The following is a 21,992-nucleotide window of genomic DNA, read 5'->3' as shown; positions in this document are numbered from 1 at the left end:
CCACGGATGAGCCGTGATGCCACCAGAATATTCGTTGTCGGCCAAACTTATGGTATGGCTCCTCCATGTCCGGAGCGATCATGCCGCACACCGATCCGCAGCGCTTGCGCGAGATTGCCTCGCACCTGCGCCAGGCATTCGGCATGTCCGATCAGCCGGACCTGACGCTGTCCGACCTTGCGGCGGCGGTCGATTCCCCGGAACTCGCCACACTCTATCACGAGATAAGAGCGCTTCAGGAAGAGCATCTGCAACGCATCGAGCGCACGCTCGCGCGCGTTGCCGCGAATGATCGGTAGGGGAAATGGTGCCGGCTACAGGATTCGAACCCGTGGCCCCCTGATTACAAATCAGGTGCTCTACCAACTGAGCTAAGCCGGCGTTGCGCGCTGCGCGTAGCGCTCCCTAGCGTTAGTGGGCCCCGAACGTCCAGCCCTCGGTGCGGGCAATTTCGTCCGAAAGTTCGCGCGGGTGCCAGAGACGGGGATCTTGCGCGGCGTTTCTCAACCAGGCAGCGGTAACCAGCGCGTCGCAAGTATGGTCGTCCAGCGGCCCCGCCAGACCGGACGGAGCAGAGCCGAGCGCGTGCAGTGCCTCGTTCAGTTCTGCGGCTGAGCGCATCTTTGATCGCGATGCCGTGCGGCCTGCGGCCATCGCCGCGATCGTCGTGTAGATTTCGCAGATGACCGGTCCCTTGTCGGGCAAGCCGTCTACCGGCCAGACGCTGGCTCGTCCCTCCAGCCGATGCAGCAGGCGCATCCCCGAGAGGCTTGATTTGCCGACTTGTGCCGCGCCGACGAGGTTGAAGTTGGAGTAGGGCTTGCAGCCCATCCGCCGCTGCGCCGCCTCGGTGACGCGGAACCTTCCCTGACCACCGCCGAACCGGGCGCCCTCCCGCCCACCGTGGCGGCGGAAGTAGGCGGAGAGGTCCGGGTGATCGACCAGCGCCGAGACGCCGAGGTGGGGCTCATCGGCGCAGATGTCGTCGATCAGTGCCCAGAGTTCACGCGCATTTTCTGGCGTTTCGGCCCATCCGGGAAAGAACCCGCCGCGGTCCGCGAACGGCAACGAGATGCCGAGATCCATGCCGACGAGCGCGTCGCCGGGCAGATCGTCGCGCAGGTACTCCAGCACTTCGGTGCGCGACCAGCGGTGTCCCGGACGGATGGTCATCGGGGCGGCATTGCCGCGAGAGGCCATGGCCAGCGCGATGCCCTTGTGCCGCTCTCCCGCCGCGCCAGACCAATCAATGGCAATGAAATGGCCGAAGCGGTCAGGACTCATTCGCCCCCGCGCTCGCGACGCTTGCGGTCCCACCATTCAAGGCGCTTGGCCACCTCCCGCTCGAACCCGCGCTCGACCGGCGCGTAGTAGGTCTGCGGGGTCATGCCTTCTGGCCAATAGTTCGCGCCGGAAAAGCCGTCCTCGGCATCGTGGTCGTACTGGTAGCCCTTGCCGTAGCCGATGTCCTTCATCAGCTTGGTCGGGGCGTTGAGGATGTTCGATGGCGGCATCAGCGAGCCGGTGTCGCGGGCCGATTTCCACGCCGCCTTGTGCGCCACGTAGGCCGCGTTCGATTTGGGCGCGGTCGCGATGTAGAGCAGGGCCTGCACGATCGCCAGTTCGCCTTCGGGGCTGCCGAGGAATTCGTAGGCATCCTTGGCGGCAAGGCACTGCACCAGCGCCTGCGGATCGGCCATGCCGATGTCTTCCACCGCCATGCGCACCAGCCGCCGGAGCACATAGAGCGGCTCTTCGCCGGCCACCAGCATCCGCGCCATGTAGTAGAGCGCCGCCTGCGGATCGGAGCCGCGCACCGCCTTGTGCAGCGCCGAGATGAGGTTGTAGTGCCCCTCGCGATCCTTGTCGTAGACCGCCACGCGCCGCATCAGGAACTTGCCCAGCCCTTCGGGATCGAGCGGCGCGGGCAGCGATACGTCGAACAGCATCTCCGCCTGGTTGAGCAGGAAGCGCCCGTCACCATCGGCCGAGGCGACCAGCGCTTCTCGGGCGGGCGGAGTGAGGGGCAGGCGCAGGCCGGTGATGTCCTCGGCGCGGTCCAGCAGCGTGCCGAGCGCTGCTGCATCGAGGCGGTGCAGGATCAGCACCTGCGCGCGGCTGAGCAGTGCGGCGTTGAGCGCGAAGCTGGGGTTCTCGGTCGTCGCCCCGACAAGCGTGACCGTGCCGTTCTCGACGAAGGGCAGGAAGCCGTCCTGCTGTGCGCGGTTGAAGCGGTGAATCTCGTCCACGAACAGCAGAGTGCGCCTGCCTGCCAGCGCCATGGCTTCGGCTTCGGCGAAGGCCTTCTTGAGGTCAGCCACGCCCGAGAACACCGCGCTGATCGCAACGTAGCGCATGCCGACGGCCTCGGCGAGCAGACGGGCAATGCTGGTCTTGCCGGTGCCCGGCGGACCCCACAGGATCATCGAGGTCAGCTTGCCCGCCGCGACCATGCGCCCGATCGCGCCTTCGGAGCCGGTCAGGTGGTCCTGCCCGATCACTTCGCTTAGGTCATGCGGACGCAACCGGTCGGCCAGCGGCGCTTCGGCGCTGGCTTCGGGCGGCGGGCGGTCCTGTGGCGGCGGGGCGAAAAGATCAGCCATCGCTGCCGAGATAGGGCGCGCGCGAAAAAATTGCACGGGGCACTTGTCAGAATGCCATTAAGATATATCTTAGACGCATCATGAAAGGATATGAACACATGAGATTCGAACATGACTGCCATGGGCGCGGTCGGCATGCCATCAGGATGATGGCGATGATGGGCGGGCGCTTCGGCGGTCCGTTTGGCAAGGGCGGACCCTTCAGTGAAGATGGTCCGCTTGGCGGTGGTCGGGGCGGTCGCGGTGGTGGCCGTCGTGGCGGACGCATGTTTGCCGGCGGCGAACTTCGCCTGTTGCTCCTGCACCTCGTGGCCGAACAGCCGCGTCATGGCTATGACCTGATCCGGGCGATCGGCGAACTGGCAGGCGGCGAATATGCGCCAAGCCCCGGCGTCGTCTATCCCACGCTCAGCCTGCTGGTGGATGAAGGCATGATCGCCGAGGAAGCCGGAGAGGGGCCGCGCAAGGCCTTCGCCGTGACCGACAGTGGCCGCGCCGAACTCCACGGCAAGGACGCCGAACTGGACGCGATCCTCGGACGGCTGAAGGCGCTTGGCGAACAGCGCGACCGCGCCGAAAGCCCGCCGGTCCGCCGCGCCATGGGCAATCTGCACACCGCTGTGCGCAATCGCGTGATGGCGCAAGGGTTCGATACGGAAACCGCCCACGCTATCGCCGACATCCTCGACGAAGCCGCGCGTCGGATCGAACGCCTCTGATGCTCCATGAATCCGCACTTTCGCGGCGCTTTGATGATGCATTGGGCCATGGTATCCTCTCCTCCGGTGACAGGGGGAGAGGACCCATGGAAAACCTGCAAGCGACGCCGATGCGCACGCCGTGGCATCTCTGGGCAATCGGCGCGATCGGCCTGCTGTGGAACAGCTTCGGCTGCGTCGACTATGTGATGACCAAGCTCGATCCGGCCGGATACCTCGCCTCGATGGGCATGGGAGCCGAGGAGCAGGCCTACATGCAGGCCTTCCCGGCCTGGCTTACCGTGTTCTGGGCCTTGGGCGTCTGGGGGTCGCTGGCAGGATCGCTGCTGCTGATCCTGCGCTCACGCCACGCCGTCACCGCCTTTGCTGTCTCGCTGCTCGGCCTCGTGGTGGCGCAGGGGTTCGAATACCTCGGCAGCGGCGCCCCGCCCTCCATGCACACGCCGGCGGTGATCGGGATGTCGGTGGTGATCTGGACGGCACTGGCCTTCCAGCTGTGGTACTCCAGCCGGATGAAGGCGGCAGGCGTCCTGCGTTAGCGCCGCTTCGACCGCGCCTTCTGCCGCACCAGCCGAAGGTAGGTGTCCGCCACCGCCTGGTTGATGCGGTCCCACGAAAATTCGAGGCTGCGCTCCTCGCCAGCCGCGCCGTGCCGCGCGCGCAGGTCCGCGTCCTCGCAATAGCAGCGCAAGGCTTCGGCGAACTGGCGCACCGCGCCGGGCGTGATCAGGCGGCCTGAGACATTGTCGTCGACAAGGCTCTGGCTCCCGGTTGCCGCTGCGGCCACCACCGGCACCCGGCAGGCCATCGCCTCAAGCGTGACGTTGCCGAAGGTCTCGGTGACGGAGGGGTTGAACAGCACGTCCATGCTGGCGACCGCGCGGCCGAGATCGTGGCCGCCCTGGAAGCCTGCAAACACCGCATCGGGCAGTCGCGCCGCAAACCATTCGCGCGCCGGGCCTTCGCCGATGACCAGCACGCGGTGCTTCACGCCCTTGCGGATGAGCTGGTCGATCGAGTCCGAGAAGACGTCGAGGCCTTTCTCCATGACCAGTCGCCCGAGGAAGCCGATCACCACTTCATCGTCGGCGATGCCGAGTTCGCGGCGCCATTCGAGGCTGCGCGCGCCGGGGTGGAAGATCTCGCGGTCGACGCCGCGTGACCAGATGTCGATGTCGTAGTTCATGCGCTGGTCGCGCAGGACTTGCGCCATCGATTCCGACGGCGCGACGAGCGCGTCGCAGCGGCGATAGAAGCGGCGCATCAGCGCTTCGACGGCGGGTTCGGCCCAGGCCATGTTGTAGTAGCGGAAGTAGGTCTCGAACCGGGTGTGGACCGAGGCAAGGATCGGCAGCCGGCGATGCCGCGCCCACGACACCGCGCGGTGCGCCACGACATCGGGCGAGGCGACGTGGACGACGTGCGGTTTGAACTCTGCCAGATCGCGGCGGACGCGCGGCGAGAGGGCGAGGGGGAAGCGATACTCGGGCCGGCCGGGAATGGCGAAGGAAGGGACGCCGATCAGCGTTCCCGTGGCCTCGAACGCCGGGTTCTCAACCTTGGGCGCATAGATCCGTACATCCGCGCCCTGCCGCAGCAGATAGCCGACGAGGCGGTTCAGCGCCTGGTTCGCGCCATCGCGCACGTAGTTGTAGTTGCCGCTGAACAGCGCGACGCGCAGGTCGGCAAGGTCGGTCGGGAAGGGGATGTCTGCCACGCTCATCGCCTGCGCCATAGACCGGGCGAAGATGAATGGCGAGTGACGGCGGCGCAATTCTGAGACTTTTGCGCGGTTCGCGTCAGCCAGGGCACGGCCTGCCGAGCCCGGCAACTACCGCCGGAACCGCCGCCAGTCCTGCCCGCTGCAAGGCTGAGCTTGAGCAGGAGCGCAGCAAATGTCCTTTCTCGACAAGATCGTAGCCGCCATTACTCCCCCCGAGAGCGAGGAAGACCGCCGCGAGGCGCGCGACAGGGCGCAGCAGCTGGCCAGGCCCGGCGACTGGCTGTCACACGCGCTGGAGCATCACCGCCGGATCGAGGCCTGCTTCGAACTGGCGCTCGGCGCGAATTCGGTGGCAGAACGCCGCGCGGCGCTGCGCGACCTGGCGATGGTGCTGACCGCGCATGCCAATGCCGAGGAAGGCGTGCTCTATCCCGCGATGGCCAACGAGAGCAGCAAGGCGAGCGCGGGCATGGCCTACGAGGAGCATGCGATGACGCGCATCCAGATGGGCGCGCTGGAGACGCTCGACCCGATGGGGCAGGATTGGCGCGACAAGCTCGGCCATATCCGGGGCGCGGTGCTGCACCATGTCTACGAGGAGGAAGGCACCCGCTTTCCCGAACTGCGCGAGGCGATCGCGCCGCAGGAGGACCAGCGCCTGACCCGCCGCTTCCTCGAGGAATTCGACCGCTACATGGGCACGCAGGCGTTCGAGCAGCCCCGGCAGATGGCGGCGCAGATCCCGCAGGATGCGAGCAACCAGAGCCCTCCGAAGAACTGGGGTGCGGCGGATTACTGACATCGGCCGACCCTGAAAATCGCTGGGGGGTTTACGCAGTTTACACTGTTCAATAGAATAACGGCATTCGATCAATTGGGCGCGATTGATCGGGTTTTGCGATTTATGGATGGTGGACTTCTGATGGGTCTGTGAAGCGTGCCCACCCCCGGCCCCTCCCGCCTGCGGGAGGGGGGAAGAAGGGTGTGCGAGTCGGCTTGAAGGCAGGAAAACCGGGCGTTTGCGGGCGAAGGGCGACATGCCGTGGAGGCTATGTCAGGTGGCACCTTGTAGGACAGTTTTTTCTGCAGGGGCGGCTTTCGTGGCGCTGGCGATGGCAGTGAGGACGTGGGCGAGGAGGGCGTCCTCGTCGTGGTTGATGTTGTGGCCTCCGGGCATTTTTATGACGCGTGCGTCAGGAATGCGAACGTGCGGGCAGAGGCTGTCGGGCTCTTCGATGCCCTGAATGCAGGTGAGCGGCGCCCAGGTAAGGCTGTTGACCGTGGCGACCGGATCGCTTTCGGACTTGCCGCGATAGGCCTGGCCGGTGGGATCGGCGCGGAAATAGACGGTGTCGCCGGGCAGGATCAGGATGATCGCGGCGACCTTGGGGCGCAAGTCTGCGGGCAGGTGGGCAAGCCCGGTCTGGACGACGTCCGCGCCATAGGACTGGCCGATGACGACGATGCGCTGCGCCCCGGTGCGGGCGAGCGCGGTGCGAATGCCATCGGCGATGATCGCATCGACCTGCGCGGCGGTGCGATGGGTGCGGAACATGACGGGCGAAGTGAGGCCGACGACCTCATACCCCTGCGCCGTCAACCCCCGCGATGTCGAGGCGCCGAGCAGGAAGCGCAAGCCCATGTCCCCGGAGAAATTGACCACCGCGACCGGCTTGGCCGGCCCGCGCGCCGGATAGACGTTGACCGGATCGCGGTCGAAATAGCCGAACGCGGCGAAGACGGCGGTGGCGATCAGCGCAAGGGCGAGGGCTGCGCGACCGAGGAGCGAGACGGGCCTCAATCTTCCTCTTGCGTGGCGTAAAGCCGGTCCATTTCGCGGTCAAACCTTGCCCAGAGCGCAGTCCCCGTATCACCGAGCATCTTCGAGTATCGTTCAAAACGATTCTCTTCATGCACGGCATCGAGAGGGTTCTTCCAACAGAACACCGGTGCCGCTTCCAGTCGTTCCAGCGTTTCGAGAAGACGCTTCTCGATCACCTGTCGCTCAGCGTCCGACAACTTGTTGCGTTCGGCGTCGTCTTGCGCGAACAGGTCTGCCTGGCGGTTATCCATGGTGGCAGATTATTCCGTTGAAGCGGTGACTGCAATGGCCGGGCATCAGGAGTTGGGGGTAAAGTGGCAGACGGTTGGCGTGCAGAACGGTTACCCGAAATTGTCAGGCAGATGGCGGCAAGGCCCCGGCACGAAGCGCTGCGAGGCCTCATAACGGAACTTCTGCGCGAAGGCTTCGGAGCAGCGTTCGCCGAACTGGAACATGAACGCTATCTGATCGATAACAGTGGTCGCGTGGACGTGGCATGGGGCGCCACGGTCATCGAACTGAAGACCGACCTGCGCCGGGAGGAGCGCGACGTGTCGGCGCGGATGCCGGACTATCTGGCCGACGCGATGCGGCGCAGCGGGCCGGGGCGAACCACGGTCGGGCTGGCGACCGATGGTGCCACGATCCTGGCCTATACGCTCGATCGTGGCGAAATGGTGCAGATCGGGCGCCATGAGCTTGATGCAACCAACCCCGATCGGGTTCTGGCCTGGCTGGAGCCTTTGCTTGCGCCGGTTCCCGAAGTCTTGCCGACGCCGATTGCCATTGCTCTGGCGTTTGGCCGCAACAGCCTTGCTTTCGGACGGGCCCATGCGGAGCTTCGCCGGCTTTGGGCAGAAGTATCAGGCAATCCCGAAGTCAGGCTGAAACGGGACCTCTGGGATGGTCTGCTTCGGCAGGTCTATGGCGACGACGTTGGCAGCGACGAACTGTTTCTGCAGCACACCTACCTGACGATTCTGGTCAAGGCGATTGCGGCTCGCGTGCTCGATCTGCCGGTAGATGATCCTGCCGCAATGCTTTCGGGTAGGTTGCTGACCGACGAAGGCATCATGGGCGCGGTGGAAGCCGACTTCTTCGACTGGCCCCTGCTGGCAGGCGGCGGCGAAGATCTGGTGCGTACTCTGGCGGCAGAAACAGTGCGATTCCGCCTGCGCGATGTGGAAGTGGACGTTCTCAAGACGCTTTATGAAAGCCTGATCGATCCTGACGAGCGCCATGACCTTGGCGAGTACTACACGCCGGACTGGCTGGCAGCGCGCGTGGTGGCCGCAGCCGTGCCCCGACCACTCGACCAGCGCGTGCTCGATCCATCGTGCGGTTCAGGCACGTTCCTGTTCCAGTCGCTGCGACGGTTGATTGCGGCGGGACGGGAAGCGGGTCTGCCAGCTGCGGACATCGTGGCGGCATGTGCTGACCGGGTTTTCGGAATCGACGTGCATCCGGTTGCTGTAGCTCTGGCGCGCGTGACGTGGCTGCTGGCGCTGGGCGATCTGATTCAGGACCGGCCACCGACGCTGACCGTGCCCGTCTTCATGGGCGATTCCATGCAATGGAACCTGCGGCCGCTGGGGGATACCGCGGAAGTTCTGGTGGACGTGCCACCGAACGATCCGCCGCTGCGCATTCCGGCAGGACTTGCCAGCGATCTGACCTTGTTCGAACGCGCGCTTGACGAATTGAACCGGGGACTCGATACGCTGGCAGAGCCCGACACCGTGCGCGACGCCATCCTGCGGGCAGGCGCTACGGCGGAAGATGCGGCGATGCTGGCGCGGACCTTTGCGCAGCTGAAGCAGCTGTATCTTGACGGACGGAACCACATCTGGACGTTCATCCTGCGCAACCTGCTGCGCCCGGTCTGGCTGTCGCACCCCGATCACCGGGCCGATGTGCTGATCGGCAACCCGCCGTGGATCGTCTATCGCAACCTCAGTGCGGAGATGAAGGACCGGCTGCGCGAGGCCTTGCAGAGCTACAACCTCTGGGTGGGCGGGGCTCTTGCCACGCAACAGGACATGTTCGCGTTGTTCTGGGCGCGTGGAGCCGAGCGCTATCTGCGCGAAGGAGGATCGTTGGCATTGGTTCTGCCCTATGCCGCTCTTAACGCACCCGCTTATGCAGCGATACGAAATGGCGGCATGCAACGCGTTCAGGTGGCAATAACCGGTGGCTGGGGGCTGGAGCGGGTTTGGCCGATCTTCGGTGCGCAATCGGGCAGTAGCACGACGAGCACATGCGTTCTGTTCGGACGCCGTGATCAGGAAGGTGGACCTCCCGATCTCTTAGACAGATGGGTTGGAGTCCTACCTAGGCGGGATTCAAACGAGGAGGAAGCAGCAGCAGTGCTTGAACACGCAAGAGTGTCCTGGCCACGTCCAAGGACTCTTGTGGCTGCGTCACCCTATCGTCAGCGTTTTCGGAATGGTGCCAGTCTGTTCCCAAGGCGATTTGTCCTAGTCGAGCAAATCACTGCGGGCCGCTTGTTAAGTCGCCGCGATGCACCACGCGTACGAGGTCGCGTTGGTAACCTTGACAAGCGACCATGGAATACGGTCGAGCCACCCGAAGGACCTGTGGAACGTGAGTTTCTTCGTCACATTGCGTTAGGGGAATCGGTGGCCCCCCTATCGCCTCTTAGATGTTGTAACTGGCGTTGTTCCCTTAAAGGGCAGCAGTGTTCTGTCGTCTGCAACTTCTGACACTGCTGGTCATCGAGGACTTGCAGGTTGGCTCCGTGATGCAGAGGCTAAGTGGAACGAGCATAGCAATAAGGGTGCAAATGGCGCGCCACGAGTCACGCTAACGGAAACATTGAACCACCACCAAAAGCTGTCTGTACAGGCAGAAAAGTTTTCTCTTCGCGTTCTCTATACAAAAGCAGGAACGCGGCTGAGCGCCTGCATTGTCGAGGATGAGGACGTCATAATTGACCATAAGGCGTATTGGGCCGCGGCCAGGAGCCGCGGAGAGGCAGGTTATCTAACTGCAATCCTTAACACGAACATCGTGCTGGACAGGGTCAAGGACTTGCAGCCGGTCGGGCAAAAGGACCCTCGCGATTTCGACAACTTGGTCTGGACGCTACCAATCCCCGAATTTGATCCCGAAGACGTGCTGCACAATGATATCGCCGCAGCCGCGTTTCAAGCAGCGGAGATCGCGGCGCGGGTGGAACTGCCGGAGGATGCGCACTTTACCACCAAGCGCCGGTTGATCCGGCAGGCGCTGGAAGCGGATGGCGTGGCGGAGACGATCAAGCGGCTCGTGGATGCCCTGTTGCCGCTTTGACGGCGGCGTGAGGGCAGGCCTTGCGGGGGGGGGCGGGTGCCCCTCCACCATCCTGCGGATGGTCCCCCTCCCCGGGGCGGGGAGGAATTTTTGGGGCGGGCTCACCACCGACCACTCCCGCAGGCGGGAGGGGAGGGCAACGAAAAAGGGCGGCCTTTCGAGCCGCCCTTTCGTGTTTCTTACGCCGCTTCCTTCTTCCGCGAGGCCTTCTTGCGCTCGTGCGGGTCGAGGATGGCCTTGCGCAGGCGGATCGACTTTGGCGTGACTTCGACCATTTCGTCGTCGTCGATGTAGGCGATGGCCTGTTCCAGGGTCATGATCCTGGGCGGGGTCAGGCGGATGGCGTCGTCCTTGCCGCTCGAACGGAAGTTCGTCAGCTGCTTCGACTTCATCGGGTTGACCTCGAGGTCTTCCGGCTTGGCGTTCTCGCCGATGATCATGCCTTCATAGAGCGGGGTGCCGACGCCGACGAAGAGGATGCCGCGCTCTTCAAGCGGCCCAAGGGCATAGGCCACGGCTTCGCCGGTGCCGTTGGAGATCAGCACGCCGTTCTTGCGGCCTTCGATGCGGCCCTTGTGCGGACCGTACTTCTCGAACAGGCGGTTCATGATGCCGGTGCCTCGGGTGTCCGAGAGGAATTCGCCGTGGTAGCCGATCAGTCCGCGCGAGGGGGCCGAGAAGGTGATGCGGGTCTTGCCGCCGCCCGAGGGGCGCATGTCGGTCAGCTCGGCCTTGCGGATGGCCATCTTGTCGACCACGGTGCCCGAGTGCTCGTCGTCCACGTCGATCATGACGGTTTCGTACGGTTCGAGCAGGTTGCCGTCCTCGTCCTTCTGGAACAGCACGCGCGGACGGCTGATGCCGAGTTCGAAGCCTTCGCGGCGCATCGTCTCGATCAGCACGCCAAGCTGGAGTTCGCCGCGACCGGCGACTTCGAAGCTGTCCTTGTCAGCCGATTCCGTGATGCGGATGGCGACGTTGGATTCGGCCTCGCGCTCGAGACGGTCGCGGATCATGCGGCTGGTGACCTTGCTGCCTTCGCGGCCGGCCATGGGGCTGTCGTTCACGGCGAAGCGCATCGACAGGGTCGGCGGATCGATCGGCTGGGCCTTGATCGGCACGGTGACTTCCGGCGCGGCGATGGTGTTCGACACGGTGGCGACGGTGAGGCCGGCGATCGAGATGATGTCGCCCGCGCGGGCTTCGTCGACCGGAACGCGATCGAGGCCGCGGAAGGTCATGATCTTGGAGGCGCGGCCGGTCTCGATGACCTTGCCGTCCATGTCGAGCGCGCGGATCGGATCGTTGACGCGGATCACGCCCGACTGGACGCGGCCGGTGAGCACGCGGCCGAGGAAGTTGTCGCGATCGAGCAGCGTGGCGAGGAACGAGAAGGGGGCGTTCTCGTCAAGGTTCGGCGGCGGCACGTGGTCGACGATCATCTGGAACATGGGTTCCAGCGTGCCTTCGCGGCGATCGGGATCGGTGCTGGCATAGCCGTTGCGGCCCGAAGCGTAGAGCACGGGGAATTCGAGCTGGTCGTCGTTGGCGTCGAGCGTGACGAAGAGGTCGAACACTTCGTCGAGCACTTCCTGGATGCGCTCGTCCGGACGGTCGACCTTGTTGACGACGACGATGGGGCGCAGGCCGAGGGCGAGCGCCTTGCCGGTGACGAACTTGGTCTGCGGCATGGCGCCTTCCGAGCTGTCGACCAGCAGGATCACGCCGTCGACCATCGAGAGGATGCGCTCGACCTCGCCGCCGAAGTCGGCGTGGCCGGGGGTGTCGACGATGTTGATGCGCACGCCGTTCCACTCGATCGAGGTGGGCTTGGCGAGGATGGTGATCCCGCGTTCCTTTTCGAGATCGTTGGAATCCATCGCGCGCTCTTCGACGCGCTGGTTGTCGCGGAAGGTGCCGGACTGGCGGAAGAGCTGGTCGACGAGGGTGGTCTTGCCGTGGTCGACGTGGGCGATGATCGCGATATTGCGCTGCTGGGCGGACATTAAACTGGCTTTCGGTTGGAATCGGCTGGAGTCGGCACAAGCAGCGCTCGCTCCGTTTTCGGCGCGCGCTTACAGGTAATTGTGCGTTGCGGCAAGCACGCTGCATCAGGGGAGGCGCGTTGCGGCAAGGATAGCGTGGAGAAAGGCGCAAGCAGTTGCAGGTGTGACCATCGTGCAACAGCGCATGAAAATGCATGGGACGCGCGAAGGATTTCGTCGAACCGGAATTGTTCGCGCCTTTTGAGCGTCCTAGAACGCGGACAGGGAACAGGATGACCCGACGGCCCACCGATGGGCCGCCGCCAGGCCGCAGGGCTTGCGGTTGATAAGAGGAAAAACTTGCTGATGAAATCCGAAGATGCCGGTCGCACCGGCCAGGCTGCGCTTCTCGCCGGAGCATGCGGCCTTGCTCTTGCCTTCTCCGCCGCTGCCCATGCGCAGGATGCCGAGGAACAGGCGCAGCCGGCACCGCCTGCGGTCGAACAGCAGGCCGAGGGCAACGAGATCATCGTGACCGCCTCCAAGCGCGAGCAGACGCTGCAGGACGTGCCGATCGCGGTGTCCGTCACCAGCGCCAAGACGCTGGAGCAGGCGCAGATCCGCGACCTCAAGGACCTCGCCAGCGTGGTGCCTTCGCTGCGCGTGACGCAGCTGCAATCGAGCGCGAACACCAACTTCATCATCCGCGGCTTCGGCAACGGCGCGAACAATGCGGGCATCGAGCCTTCGGTCGGCGTGTTCATCGACGGCGTGTATCGCTCGCGCTCGGCCGCGCAGATCGGGGATTTCCCCGACGTGCAGCGCATCGAAGTGCTGCGCGGGCCGCAGTCGACGCTGTTCGGCAAGAACGCCAGCGTCGGCGTGATCTCGATCGTGACGGCGGCGCCCAAGTTCGAGTTCGGCGGCAATGTCGAGGCGAGCTATGGCAACTATGACGCCGTGGTGCTCAAGGGCGTGGTGACCGGCCCGGTGACCGACGGTCTGGCGGTGAGCCTGGCGGGCGGCATCAACAAGCGTGACGGCTACAACAAGGACCTCGGCACCGGCAACGACACCAACGAGCGCAATCGCTGGTTCCTGCGCGGGCAGGCGCTGTGGGAGCCGAACGCACAGGCGCGCGTCCGCCTGATCGGCGACTATTCGAAGATCGACGAGATCTGCTGTGGTGTCGTCAATCTCCAGCCGTCGGCGGCAACTCTGGCAGTGCGGGCACTGGGCGGGCAGGTCAACGGGCCGAACGAGATCTATGCAAACCGGGTCTATTCGAACTTCGATTCGACCAACAACATCGAGAACTGGGGCGCCTCGGGCCAGGTCGATTACGATTTCGGGCCGCTGACGTTCACCTCGATCACTGCCTATCGCCGCCTCAATGCTCTGACCAATCAGGATTCGGACTTCACCAGCGCCGACCTGATCGGGGTCAATGCGCAGGATCAGGGGATCAGGACGTTCACGCAGGAATTGCGCGCCGCGACCAACATGGACGGCCCGCTGAACTTCCTGATCGGCGGCTTCTACTTCAATGAGAACATCCGCCAGGCCAACCAGCTGGGCTGGGGCGACGATGCGCGCAACTATGCCAACTTCCTGATCCAGGGGCTGACGGGCGGTGCGCTTTCGGTGCCGACGCTCGAAGCGACCTTCGGCGCGCTCGAGGGGAACCCGGCCAAGTACGCGGGTCGCTTCTTCGGTGCAGGCCAGAAGCTGGACGAGCGCTATCGCCTGCGCAACGAGGCTTATTCGTTCTTCGGGCAGGCCGACTTCAAGGTGGGTGACAAGATCACGGTGACCGGCGGTGTGAACTTCACCAAGGACACCAAGCGCTATGCCATCGACATCACTTCCAGCGATGTCTTCTCGAGCATCGACTTCGACAACCCGGCCTATGCGCCGTTCCGCCGCAACCTTCTGCTGGCGGGCGCGCTGAGCCGCGCGGGGGTCAATCCGAGCGATCAGGCAGCGGTTGCCGCATTTGCGACTGCTCCGGAGACGGCTGCGACTTTTGCAGCGTTCAACGCATTCGCCACGGGCAACCAGAACAACCCGGCGGCCAACCCGCTCGCCGCGCTGCGCCCGCTGCAATACCTGCCCTCGGCGATTCCGGTGCCCAATGCGGTGGAGCCGGGCCGGACGAGCGACGACAAGTTCACCTACATCGTGCGCGTGGCCTATGACCTGACGTCGGACATCAACGTCTATGCAAGCTATGCGACCGGCTTCAAGGCGAGCTCGATCAACCTTTCGCGCGACAGCCGTCCGTTCCTCCGGGACCGTGATGCGCTGATCGCGCGCGGGCTGACCGTGGTCAACCAGACCTATGGCACCCGCTTTGCGGGGCCCGAAAGCTCGACGGTTTATGAAATCGGCCTGAAGGCTGACTGGGGGCTGGTCACGGCCAATCTGGCAGCGTTCGACCAACGCATCAACGGCTTCCAGTCGAACACTTTCACGGGTTCGGGCTTCGTGCTGGCCAATGCCGGCAAGCAGTCGGTCCGGGGTATCGAATTCGAAGGCACGGTGAAGCCGGCGAAGGGCTGGCAGTTCAATGTCGCCATTACCTACCTCGATCCTAAGTACGACACGTTCGTGCTTTCGGCCGTGGGTGACCTGTCTAAGACGCGTCCGGCGGGCATTCCGTCAATCTCGTCGACGTTTGCGGCGTCCTACGACTACGAGTTCGGCAGCGGCGATCACCTGATCTTCCGTGGCGACTTCCACTATGAATCGCCGGTGCAGATCATCGAAGGCCTGCCGGGCTTCCTCGAACAGGGTACGCGGGTTGCCGTGGCAGCGGCGCGGCCGTTCCGCCGCGAGGTGAACGAGGCCAACGCGTCGATCACCTGGGCGATGCCGAGCGGCTTCGAACTGACGGCTTGGGGGCGCAACCTCACCAACAACCGCTATCTTCTCTCGGTGTTCGATACGCCGGCCCAGCCGCTTTCGATCTCCGGTTACACCAGCCAGCCGCGCACTTACGGCGTGGCCGCGCGCTATCGGTTCTGAGGAACGGTTTTCAGCTTTGGGGCGGGGAAGGGGAGCTGTCTGGCTCCCCTTTTTCGTGAAGGGAGGTCAGCGCGCAGTCGTCGTCGTGTCCTCGCTCGCTGCAGGTTCCGCCTTGAAGGGGCGGGCGTGAAGCGGGGGGAAGGCGTCTTCAAGTGGCTTGGTATCGGGCAGGATGTAGACGTAGCCGCCCTTCTTGCCGAACATCGGGGCGATCTTGCCGTTGTAGAGCGCCTTGGGGACGTTGATGCAGCCGAAGGTGATGCGGTTGTCCTCGATGCTCGGTGACAGCATGCGCTTCGCCCGGTTTTCCTTCGGGTTGCCCGGCGGGATCGTGTGCATCGCTACCGAGGTCGCGTAATCCACCCACAGTACCCGCGTGTTGCCTGCGGCTTTGCCGAAGCGGGCCAGAAACCGCCCGGCTGGCGTCGTCTTTTCGGCAGGGCCGATCTCGGCGAGGCTCTTGTTGCCAACGCCCGGCGTTGCATCGTCCCCCAGAGCGCGACCAATCAGCACTGGGCCGAAGCCGACCGGCTTGCCGGCGCCATCGAAGGCGAAGATCGTGGCCGAGGGCTTGTCTATCACGACATAGGGAAGGCCGTTGTTGTCACCGGTCTCGCTCACCCAGGCCGTCACCCGCTGTGTCGGGATCGTCAGTCCAGGCAGTTCGACGGGCTTCTGCACGGTTTTGGCGGGCCGTTTGCGCTTCTGCGCCTTGGTCTTCGCCGCTGCCACGGTTGACGCATGGCCAGACTCGGTCATCGGAGAGGGAAGGGCCAGCGCCAGACCGGCGATTGCCGCGAAAGCCTTGATCATTTCCATCGTCACTCGCACCAGATACGAAAAGCCGGACAGGCTTCCTCTGGTCGTCTGACCACGGGAGACCTGTCCGGCACTTGAACGCAGCAGGCGCTGATCAGTTGCGCGGACGCTTCTGCTGGGCCTGCGTCATGCGCTGATCCAGGCTGTCGACGCGACCGGTGAGCTGGTCGAGGCGCTGGGTGTTGGTCTGGGCCTGGGCATTGGCGGCCTGGGCTTCGCTGCGGGCGGCCTGGGCAACGCCGTCAGTTGCCTGGAGGCGGCTTTCCACGCCATCGATGCGCTGGTTGACCGTGGCAATCTGCTCGTTGACGTAGCCCTTGGTGGCGCAACCGCCGAGGCCCAGCGAGCCAGCGAGAATCGCTACGGCGGGAATGATCTTGAGAGACGGCGTCATGTACTGCTCCTTGATGAACCTGTTGGTTTTTTGGCGAACCGCAGCGGCAACGCGCGGGCCTGAAAAACAGACATGGGTGAATCGGTGGAGCGTTGGCTGACGGGGGCGAGTTGCGGAACGCGCGATGGGCCGTGGGTTGGGAAGGATGAGTTGGTGTCGCTTGATGGCTTGTCGCGCGGAGCCGCATAGAAGGGAAAAAGGAATATCGCACGCAAAGACGCGAAGACGCGAAGTTGTCGCGCTCATGGCAAAGTCGGCGAGGATCTCTGCGGCATGTTCAAAGGCGCGAAGGCCTGCGACACTCGCTTCCCTCTTCGCGTCTTTGCGGCTTTGCGTGAGTTTATAAAGGCTTCGCATTCCGTGGTGCCAGTCACAAACGAAAAGGGCGCGCCTTGCGGCACGCCCCTTGCGGTTTGCAGTGCTTGGGACCGCGCTTACTTCGGCGCGAGAACCATCAGCATCTGGCGGCCTTCCATGCGAGGGAAGGCTTCGATCTTGGCGATCTCGGCGACGTCGTCCTGCACCTTGCGCAGCAGGTTCATGCCGAGCTGCTGGTGCGAGAGTTCGCGACCGCGGAATCGCAGCGTGATCTTCACCTTGTCGCCTTCACCGATGAACTTCACGACGTTCCGCATCTTGGTGTCGTAATCGTGGTCATCGATGTTCGGACGCATCTTGATCTCCTTGATCTCCTGCGTCTTCTGGCTCTTGCGCGCGAGGTTTGCCTTCTTCTGCGCCTCGTAGCGGAACTTGCCCACGTCGAGGAACTTGCAGACCGGCGGGTCGGCGTTCGGGGAAACTTCAACGAGATCGAGACCGACTTCGGCGGCCTGCTCGATCGCTTCGCGGGTGTACATCACACCCAAGTTCTCGCCGTTCTCGTCAATCACGCGCACCTTGGGCACGTTGATCATCTGGTTGTAGCGAGGCCCGCTCTTGACGGGGGGCGCCATCATGCGCCGCGGTGGGGGAGCTATAGTGCTTTCTCCTGCAGTTTTTGCCCAATATGGTTCCGCGCGCTCATATCACAATGTGCGTTCAGATAAAGGGCGGTTTTGCCCTTGGTTCCCGATCGTGCCGCATTGGCCGGGTCATGTTGCTTTCAGGCTGCAGCACGCCAGAGGTTGAAGCGGGCGAGCTTGTCCCCGGCAGGGACGATCGCATCGATCGAGCGGGCGGGTTGGAGCGCCTTGAGGATCGCAGGGTCGGCTGCGTCCATGCCCCCGGTCAATGCGCCGAAAGCAGGCAGAATCAGGCGGTTCTCGCTGGCGACGGCGCAGGGGCGGGCGATCGTGCGGCCCCGGATCGAGACGCGCAGCTTGGGGTGGAAGTGGCCGGAAACTTCCCGCTCGGCAGTGCCATTGCGGGCGATGTGGCGCAAGGTCAGCCCGCGAATGGTGAGTTCATCGACCAGCGTGCCGCCGGGTGCGGAGGCGTCTTCATCGTGGTTTCCGGTGATCCAGACCCAGTCGGTAGCACGGGTGAGCGCGTCGAGCATGCCTGCCGCGTGGGGCTCCATGCGGGCGACGGCGGCGGCATCGTGGAACGAGTCGCCAAGGCAGAAGACGCGGCGGGCGCCAGTCTCGCGCAGGGCCTGGGCAATGCGTTCGAGGGTGGCGCGGCTGTCGTAAGGGGGAAGCATCTGGCCGTGCCGGGCGAAGAAGCTGGCCTTTTCAAGGTGCAGGTCGGCCACCAGCAGTGCGTTCTCCTCTGCCCAATGGAGCGCGCGCGAGGCGCCGAGGCGGAACTCCTGGGAGGCGAACGAAAAGGGAACCATGGCTTTCCCTTGCCGGATCGCGATTCCCTTGGCAAGTCGGTCAGACTGATTTGGGGGAACGAATGACCGACTGGACGACCCACACCACCCGCGCCCGTGCCTGGTTCGAAAGCTTGCGTGACCGGATCTGCGCGGAGTTCGAGGCGATCGAGCGTGAAGCGGGTTCGGATGCGAGCTTCCAGTACACGCCGTGGAACCGCGAGCATGAAGGCGAGGCGGTCGAGAATGGCGGCGGTGGCGTGCAGGGCCTGATGAAGGGCAAGGTGTTCGAGAAGGTCGGCGTCAACGTCTCGACGGTGCAGGGCGAGTTCTCGAAGGACTTCGCAGGGTCGGTCAACGGGGCGAGCGCGGATGCTCCGGGCTTTACCGCGACGGGGATCAGCCTGGTGGCGCACATGCGCAATCCGCACGTGCCGGCGGTACACATGAACACGCGCTTCCTGACGACGAGCAAGGCGTGGTTCGGCGGCGGCGGCGATCTCAATCCGCCGATCCCCTATGAAGAGGACACGGCCGAGTTCCACGCCGAGTACAAGGCGGCCTGCGACAAGCACGATGCGGAGTACTACCCCAGGTTCAAGAAGTGGGCGGACGACTACTTCTGGATCCCGCACCGCAAGGTCCATCGCGGCGTGGGCGGCATCTTCTACGATCATCTCGAATGCGCCGACGATGCCGCGTTCGAGGCGAACTTTGCCTTCACGCGCGATGTCGGCGATGCGTTCATCAACGTGTTCCCGCGTCTGGTGAGGAAGCGGATGGGCATGGAGTACTCGCCCGAGGAGAAGCTGACGCAGCTCGAATATCGCGGGCGCTATGCCGAGTTCAACCTGGTGTGGGACCGCGGCACGCTGTTCGGCCTCAAGACCGGTGGCAACATCGACGCAATCCTGATGAGCCTGCCGCCGGAAGCTGTCTGGAGCTGACGTGATCGAGGCGGACGGCCCGGCGCTGGGGCATGGGTTCCACAAGGTTGCGCCGGGTGACCTCGCCTGCGTGGTGACGGCGCTGGAGATGCTGTCTCCGCCCGAGGGCCTGCGCAAGCTGGTGCCCGAGGGTGACGTTCCGGTGCAACTGGTGCGCTGGAAAGAGGCAGCGCCCGAAAAGTACCGCCTGCTCTACAAGCGCATCGGCGGGCCGTGGCTGTGGTGGACGCGGCTGGGCAAGAGTGACGCCGAGATCGCAGGCATCATCCATGACCCGCGCGTGCAGCTCTATGCCGTGGCGGACCGGATGGGCGTCGAAGTGGGCATGCTGGAGCTGGACTTCCGGGTGGAGGCGACGTGCGAGATCGTGTTCTTCGGCTTCATCAGGGGCGCGACGGGCAAGGGCCTCGGCAAGTGGCTGATGCGGCGGGCCTTGCAGCTGGCCTGGGCACCGGGCGTGGAGCGCGTCTGGCTGCACACCTGCACCACCGATGACCCGCGCGCCTTGCCGTTCTACCAGGCCCAAGGCTTTGCGCCGTTCGCGCGCTTCGTGGAGATCCTGCCCGACCCGCGCGTGACAGGCCTTCTGCCGCAGGACATGGGCACCGCTCCGATCATCCTCTGATCGACCAATACGAATGCAGTCAGGAGCCTTTCCCTCTTGCGGGAAAGGCCCCGATGCCGCCATCTAGGGCACAGATGCTCCGCCAGTACGAACTTGTCGAACGTGTGCTTGCCTATGATCCGGATGCGGACGAGGCGATGCTCAACCGTGCCTATGTCTATACCGTGCAGAAGCACGGCACGCAGAAGCGGGCGAGCGGGGACCCCTATTTCTCGCACCCGGTGGAGGTGGCCGGCCTGATGACCGAGCTCAAGCTCGATCAGGACACGATCATCACCGCGCTGCTCCACGATACGGTGGAGGACACGCTTGCCACCGTCGACGAGATCGAGCGGCTGTTCGGGCCGGACGTGGCGCGGCTGGTCGATGGCGTGACCAAGCTCTCGAAGATCGAGACGATGAGCGAGAGCGAGCGCGCGGCGGAGAACCTGCGCAAGTTCCTGCTGGCGATGAGCGAGGACCTGCGGGTCCTGCTGGTGAAGCTGGCCGACCGCATGCACAACATGCGCACGCTCCACTATATCAAGAGCGAGGAAAAGCGCCGCCGCATCGCGCGCGAGACGATGGATATCTACGCCCCGCTGGCCGAGCGCGTGGGCATGTACGAATACATGCGCGAGATGCAGCTGCTCGCCTTCGAGCAGATCGAGCCGGAAGCCTATGCCACGATTACCGGCCGGCTGGCGGCGATCCGCAGCGAAGAGGGCGCGCAGGTCGACGCCATCGCGCTCGAGATCAAGAAGGCGCTGGCCGAGGCGGGCCTGCGCGTCGAGGTTTCGGGGCGCGAGAAGCACCCCTATTCGATCTGGCGCAAGATGGCCGAGCGGCACGTCTCGTTCGAGCAGATCACCGACATCATGGCCTTCCGCGTCCTCACCGACAACGAGGACGACTGCTACAAGGCGCTGGGCATCCTCCACCGCGAGTGGCAGATGATTCCGGGGCGGTTCAAGGACTACATCTCCACCCCGAAGATGAACGGCTACCGTTCTCTGCACACCGCGCTGATCTATTCCAACGCGATGCGCGTGGAAGTGCAGATCAAGACGCACGAGATGCACGAGCGCAACGAGTACGGCCTGGCCGCGCACTGGGCCTACAAGCAGGGCGGCACGCCCGACGGGCAGGTGGGCTGGCTGCGCGACCTGATCGAAATCCTCGAATCCAGCCACGATGCCGAGGAACTGCTCGAGAACACCAAGATGGCGATCTACCAGGATCGCATCTTCGCCTTCACCCCCAAGGGCGCGCTGTTCCAGCTGCCCAAGGGCGCGACGCCGATCGACTTCGCCTTTGCCGTACACACCAAGCTCGGCGCGCAGGCGGTGGGCGCGAAGATCAACGGGCGGCACGTGCCGCTGCGCACCCCGCTCGGCAATGGCGACGTGGTGGAGATCATCAAGAGCCGCACCTCGGAGCCGCAGCTTTCGTGGCTGGGCTTCGTGGTGACCGGCAAGGCCCGCGCCGCGATCCGCCGCTTCGTCCGCCAGAAGGAGCGCGCCGAAGTCGCCGCGATCGGGCGCAAGCTCTACGAGGAAATCGTCGAGCGGCTGCCCACGAAGATCGGCAAGAAGGCGCTGAACGATGCGCTCAAGCGGTTGAAGCTTGCGGGCGAGGAGGACTTCATGTTCGCCATCGGCTCGGCCAAGCTGGACGATCGGCAGGTGATGGAAGCGCTGGTGCCGGGAAGTGCCGCCAACATTCCCGAAGAGAACTGGCCGAGCCAGAAGCGCGCGATCGCGGTGCGCGGCCTCACGCCGGGCATGGCCTTCAAGCTGGCCGACTGCTGCCACCCGGTGCCCGGGGACCGCATCGTTGGCCTGCGCCGTCCCGGCAAGGGCGTGGAAGTCCACGCGATCGACTGCATGAAGCTGGCCGATGGCGTCGATGCCGACTGGATCGACCTGTCATGGGACGCCCGCACCGACGGCGCGATCGGCCGCCTGCGCGCCGAGCTGTATAACCGCCCGGGCACGCTGGCGGAAATGGCGGGGATTTTTGCGAAGAACCACGCCAACGTGGTCAACCTCGAGATGACGCAACGGGAGAACCCGTTCCATACTTATGAGGTCGATCTGGAGGTGCGCGATCTGGCGCATCTGACGCGGATTATCTCGGCTCTGCGGGCGAGTGAGGCTGTGGCGCAGGCGGAGCGGATTTGAGGGGGAGCGGGGCGAAGACTGTGGTGGTGTTCTGCTCATATGCAAATGGCAGCTATATTGGTTTAGTGTTCTACCGAATTAGTTTGAAGCGGTTTCTT

20 protein-coding genes and 1 tRNA gene are annotated in these 21,992 nt (G+C 64.4%); 10 read left to right on the top strand and 11 right to left on the bottom strand.

Annotated features, from left to right (window positions below):
* The first annotated feature begins 65 nt into the window (after positions 1 to 65).
* On the top strand, positions 66 to 299 hold the full coding sequence (locus I2488_RS12945) for a hypothetical protein (RefSeq protein ID WP_196276226.1): 234 nt from the start codon (positions 66 to 68) through the stop codon (positions 297 to 299).
* 6 nt (positions 300 to 305) lie between these two features.
* On the opposite strand, the gene I2488_RS12940 is transcribed toward I2488_RS12945, so the two are convergent.
* From I2488_RS12940 to I2488_RS12930, 3 genes are all read right to left on the bottom strand, one after another.
* A tRNA-Thr gene (locus I2488_RS12940) sits at positions 306 to 381 on the bottom strand.
* 30 nt (positions 382 to 411) lie between these two features.
* Positions 412 to 1,284: a hypothetical protein gene (locus tag I2488_RS12935; RefSeq protein WP_196276225.1), complete on the bottom strand. Its 873-nt coding sequence runs from the start codon at positions 1,282 to 1,284 to the stop codon at positions 412 to 414.
* A complete protein-coding gene (locus I2488_RS12930; RefSeq protein ID WP_196276224.1) occupies positions 1,281 to 2,603 on the bottom strand; it encodes a replication-associated recombination protein A in 1,323 nt (440 codons plus the stop codon). Before I2488_RS12930 ends, I2488_RS12935 begins: the two co-directional genes overlap by 4 nt.
* A gap of 98 nt (positions 2,604 to 2,701) precedes the next feature.
* Between I2488_RS12930 and I2488_RS12925 the strand changes: the two genes are divergently transcribed.
* Entirely contained in the window at positions 2,702 to 3,322 is a 621-nt protein-coding gene (locus tag I2488_RS12925; RefSeq protein ID WP_196276223.1) for a PadR family transcriptional regulator, read from the top strand.
* 86 nt (positions 3,323 to 3,408) lie between these two features.
* A complete protein-coding gene (locus tag I2488_RS12920; protein WP_196276222.1) occupies positions 3,409 to 3,861 on the top strand; it encodes a hypothetical protein in 453 nt (150 codons plus the stop codon).
* On the opposite strand, the gene I2488_RS12915 is transcribed toward I2488_RS12920, so the two are convergent.
* The gene (locus tag I2488_RS12915; protein ID WP_196276221.1) at positions 3,858 to 5,045 is read right to left on the bottom strand and encodes a glycosyltransferase family 4 protein; all 1,188 of its coding nucleotides are present in this window, start codon (positions 5,043 to 5,045) and stop codon (positions 3,858 to 3,860) included. The two genes, I2488_RS12920 and I2488_RS12915, sit on opposite strands and share 4 nt — an antisense overlap.
* 172 nt (positions 5,046 to 5,217) lie before the next feature.
* On the opposite strand from I2488_RS12915, the gene I2488_RS12910 reads away from it, so the two are divergent.
* On the top strand, positions 5,218 to 5,844 hold the full coding sequence (locus I2488_RS12910; RefSeq protein WP_196276220.1) for a hemerythrin domain-containing protein: 627 nt from the start codon (positions 5,218 to 5,220) through the stop codon (positions 5,842 to 5,844).
* Between the two features lie 255 nt (positions 5,845 to 6,099).
* Here the strand turns inward: I2488_RS12910 and I2488_RS12905 are convergent, their stop codons facing one another.
* Positions 6,100 to 6,846, bottom strand: a complete 747-nt coding sequence (locus tag I2488_RS12905; RefSeq protein ID WP_246465653.1) for an AcvB/VirJ family lysyl-phosphatidylglycerol hydrolase — start codon at positions 6,844 to 6,846, stop codon at positions 6,100 to 6,102.
* Complete coding sequence (locus tag I2488_RS12900; protein WP_196276219.1) at positions 6,843 to 7,118, bottom strand: hypothetical protein; 276 nt, start codon at positions 7,116 to 7,118, stop codon at positions 6,843 to 6,845. The genes I2488_RS12905 and I2488_RS12900 overlap by 4 nt, the downstream gene beginning before the upstream one ends.
* A gap of 111 nt (positions 7,119 to 7,229) precedes the next feature.
* On the opposite strand from I2488_RS12900, the gene I2488_RS12895 reads away from it, so the two are divergent.
* Positions 7,230 to 9,590, top strand: a complete 2,361-nt coding sequence (locus tag I2488_RS12895; RefSeq protein ID WP_196276218.1) for an N-6 DNA methylase — start codon at positions 7,230 to 7,232, stop codon at positions 9,588 to 9,590.
* A 112-nt stretch (positions 9,591 to 9,702) separates the two neighbouring features.
* Entirely contained in the window at positions 9,703 to 10,179 is a 477-nt protein-coding gene (locus tag I2488_RS12890) for a hypothetical protein (RefSeq protein WP_196276217.1), read from the top strand.
* 179 nt (positions 10,180 to 10,358) lie between these two features.
* Here I2488_RS12890 and typA read toward each other — a convergent pair whose 3' ends face one another.
* Positions 10,359 to 12,185 (bottom strand): translational GTPase TypA, encoded by a 1,827-nt coding sequence (gene typA, locus I2488_RS12885; protein WP_196276216.1) that lies wholly within the window; start codon positions 12,183 to 12,185, stop codon positions 10,359 to 10,361.
* A gap of 345 nt (positions 12,186 to 12,530) precedes the next feature.
* Between typA and I2488_RS12880 the strand changes: the two genes are divergently transcribed.
* Positions 12,531 to 15,191: a TonB-dependent receptor gene (locus tag I2488_RS12880; protein ID WP_196276215.1), complete on the top strand. Its 2,661-nt coding sequence runs from the start codon at positions 12,531 to 12,533 to the stop codon at positions 15,189 to 15,191.
* Between the two features lie 66 nt (positions 15,192 to 15,257).
* Here I2488_RS12880 and I2488_RS12875 read toward each other — a convergent pair whose 3' ends face one another.
* From I2488_RS12875 to pdeM, 4 genes are all read right to left on the bottom strand, one after another.
* Positions 15,258 to 16,004, bottom strand: coding sequence for a hypothetical protein (locus tag I2488_RS12875; RefSeq protein WP_196276214.1), 747 nt, complete (start codon positions 16,002 to 16,004; stop codon positions 15,258 to 15,260).
* Between the two features lie 100 nt (positions 16,005 to 16,104).
* On the bottom strand, positions 16,105 to 16,404 hold the full coding sequence (locus I2488_RS12870) for a hypothetical protein (protein ID WP_196276213.1): 300 nt from the start codon (positions 16,402 to 16,404) through the stop codon (positions 16,105 to 16,107).
* 434 nt (positions 16,405 to 16,838) lie between these two features.
* The gene (gene infC, locus I2488_RS12865; RefSeq protein WP_039335224.1) at positions 16,839 to 17,360 is read right to left on the bottom strand and encodes a translation initiation factor IF-3; all 522 of its coding nucleotides are present in this window, start codon (positions 17,358 to 17,360) and stop codon (positions 16,839 to 16,841) included.
* Positions 17,361 to 17,506: 146 nt separating this feature from the next.
* Entirely contained in the window at positions 17,507 to 18,181 is a 675-nt protein-coding gene (gene pdeM / locus I2488_RS12860; RefSeq protein WP_196276212.1) for a ligase-associated DNA damage response endonuclease PdeM, read from the bottom strand.
* Between the two features lie 62 nt (positions 18,182 to 18,243).
* Between pdeM and hemF the strand changes: the two genes are divergently transcribed.
* From hemF to I2488_RS12845, 3 genes are all read left to right on the top strand, one after another.
* Positions 18,244 to 19,107, top strand: coding sequence for an oxygen-dependent coproporphyrinogen oxidase (gene hemF / locus I2488_RS12855; RefSeq protein ID WP_196276211.1), 864 nt, complete (start codon positions 18,244 to 18,246; stop codon positions 19,105 to 19,107).
* A 1-nt stretch (position 19,108) separates the two neighbouring features.
* Positions 19,109 to 19,732 (top strand): GNAT family N-acetyltransferase, encoded by a 624-nt coding sequence (locus tag I2488_RS12850; protein ID WP_343071067.1) that lies wholly within the window; start codon positions 19,109 to 19,111, stop codon positions 19,730 to 19,732.
* Positions 19,733 to 19,806: 74 nt separating this feature from the next.
* Entirely contained in the window at positions 19,807 to 21,894 is a 2,088-nt protein-coding gene (locus tag I2488_RS12845; RefSeq protein WP_196276210.1) for a RelA/SpoT family protein, read from the top strand.
* The last annotated feature ends 98 nt before the right edge of the window (positions 21,895 to 21,992 follow it).

Source organism: Novosphingobium jiangmenense (assembly GCF_015694345.1).
In the GTDB taxonomy this organism is placed as follows: domain Bacteria; phylum Pseudomonadota; class Alphaproteobacteria; order Sphingomonadales; family Sphingomonadaceae; genus Novosphingobium; species Novosphingobium jiangmenense.
This window is presented reverse-complemented; position numbering and strand designations above follow the sequence as displayed.

What these genes read in the sequence shown, in the direction of transcription:
- I2488_RS12945 (WP_196276226.1), top strand. Translation starts at nt 66, where the DNA reads ATGTCCGGAGCGATCATGCCGCACACCGATCCGCAGCGCTTGCGCGAG.
- I2488_RS12935 (WP_196276225.1), bottom strand. Translation starts at nt 1,284, where the DNA reads ATGAGTCCTGACCGCTTCGGCCATTTCATTGCCATTGATTGGTCTGGC.
- I2488_RS12930 (WP_196276224.1), bottom strand. Translation starts at nt 2,603, where the DNA reads ATGGCTGATCTTTTCGCCCCGCCGCCACAGGACCGCCCGCCGCCCGAA.
- I2488_RS12925 (WP_196276223.1), top strand. Translation starts at nt 2,702, where the DNA reads ATGAGATTCGAACATGACTGCCATGGGCGCGGTCGGCATGCCATCAGG.
- I2488_RS12920 (WP_196276222.1), top strand. Translation starts at nt 3,409, where the DNA reads ATGGAAAACCTGCAAGCGACGCCGATGCGCACGCCGTGGCATCTCTGG.
- I2488_RS12915 (WP_196276221.1), bottom strand. Translation starts at nt 5,045, where the DNA reads ATGAGCGTGGCAGACATCCCCTTCCCGACCGACCTTGCCGACCTGCGC.
- I2488_RS12910 (WP_196276220.1), top strand. Translation starts at nt 5,218, where the DNA reads ATGTCCTTTCTCGACAAGATCGTAGCCGCCATTACTCCCCCCGAGAGC.
- I2488_RS12900 (WP_196276219.1), bottom strand. Translation starts at nt 7,118, where the DNA reads ATGGATAACCGCCAGGCAGACCTGTTCGCGCAAGACGACGCCGAACGC.
- I2488_RS12895 (WP_196276218.1), top strand. Translation starts at nt 7,230, where the DNA reads ATGGCGGCAAGGCCCCGGCACGAAGCGCTGCGAGGCCTCATAACGGAA.
- typA (WP_196276216.1), bottom strand. Translation starts at nt 12,185, where the DNA reads ATGTCCGCCCAGCAGCGCAATATCGCGATCATCGCCCACGTCGACCAC.
- I2488_RS12880 (WP_196276215.1), top strand. Translation starts at nt 12,531, where the DNA reads ATGAAATCCGAAGATGCCGGTCGCACCGGCCAGGCTGCGCTTCTCGCC.
- I2488_RS12875 (WP_196276214.1), bottom strand. Translation starts at nt 16,004, where the DNA reads ATGATCAAGGCTTTCGCGGCAATCGCCGGTCTGGCGCTGGCCCTTCCC.
- I2488_RS12870 (WP_196276213.1), bottom strand. Translation starts at nt 16,404, where the DNA reads ATGACGCCGTCTCTCAAGATCATTCCCGCCGTAGCGATTCTCGCTGGC.
- infC (WP_039335224.1), bottom strand. Translation starts at nt 17,360, where the DNA reads ATGATGGCGCCCCCCGTCAAGAGCGGGCCTCGCTACAACCAGATGATC.
- pdeM (WP_196276212.1), bottom strand. Translation starts at nt 18,181, where the DNA reads ATGGTTCCCTTTTCGTTCGCCTCCCAGGAGTTCCGCCTCGGCGCCTCG.
- hemF (WP_196276211.1), top strand. Translation starts at nt 18,244, where the DNA reads ATGACCGACTGGACGACCCACACCACCCGCGCCCGTGCCTGGTTCGAA.
- I2488_RS12845 (WP_196276210.1), top strand. Translation starts at nt 19,807, where the DNA reads ATGCTCCGCCAGTACGAACTTGTCGAACGTGTGCTTGCCTATGATCCG.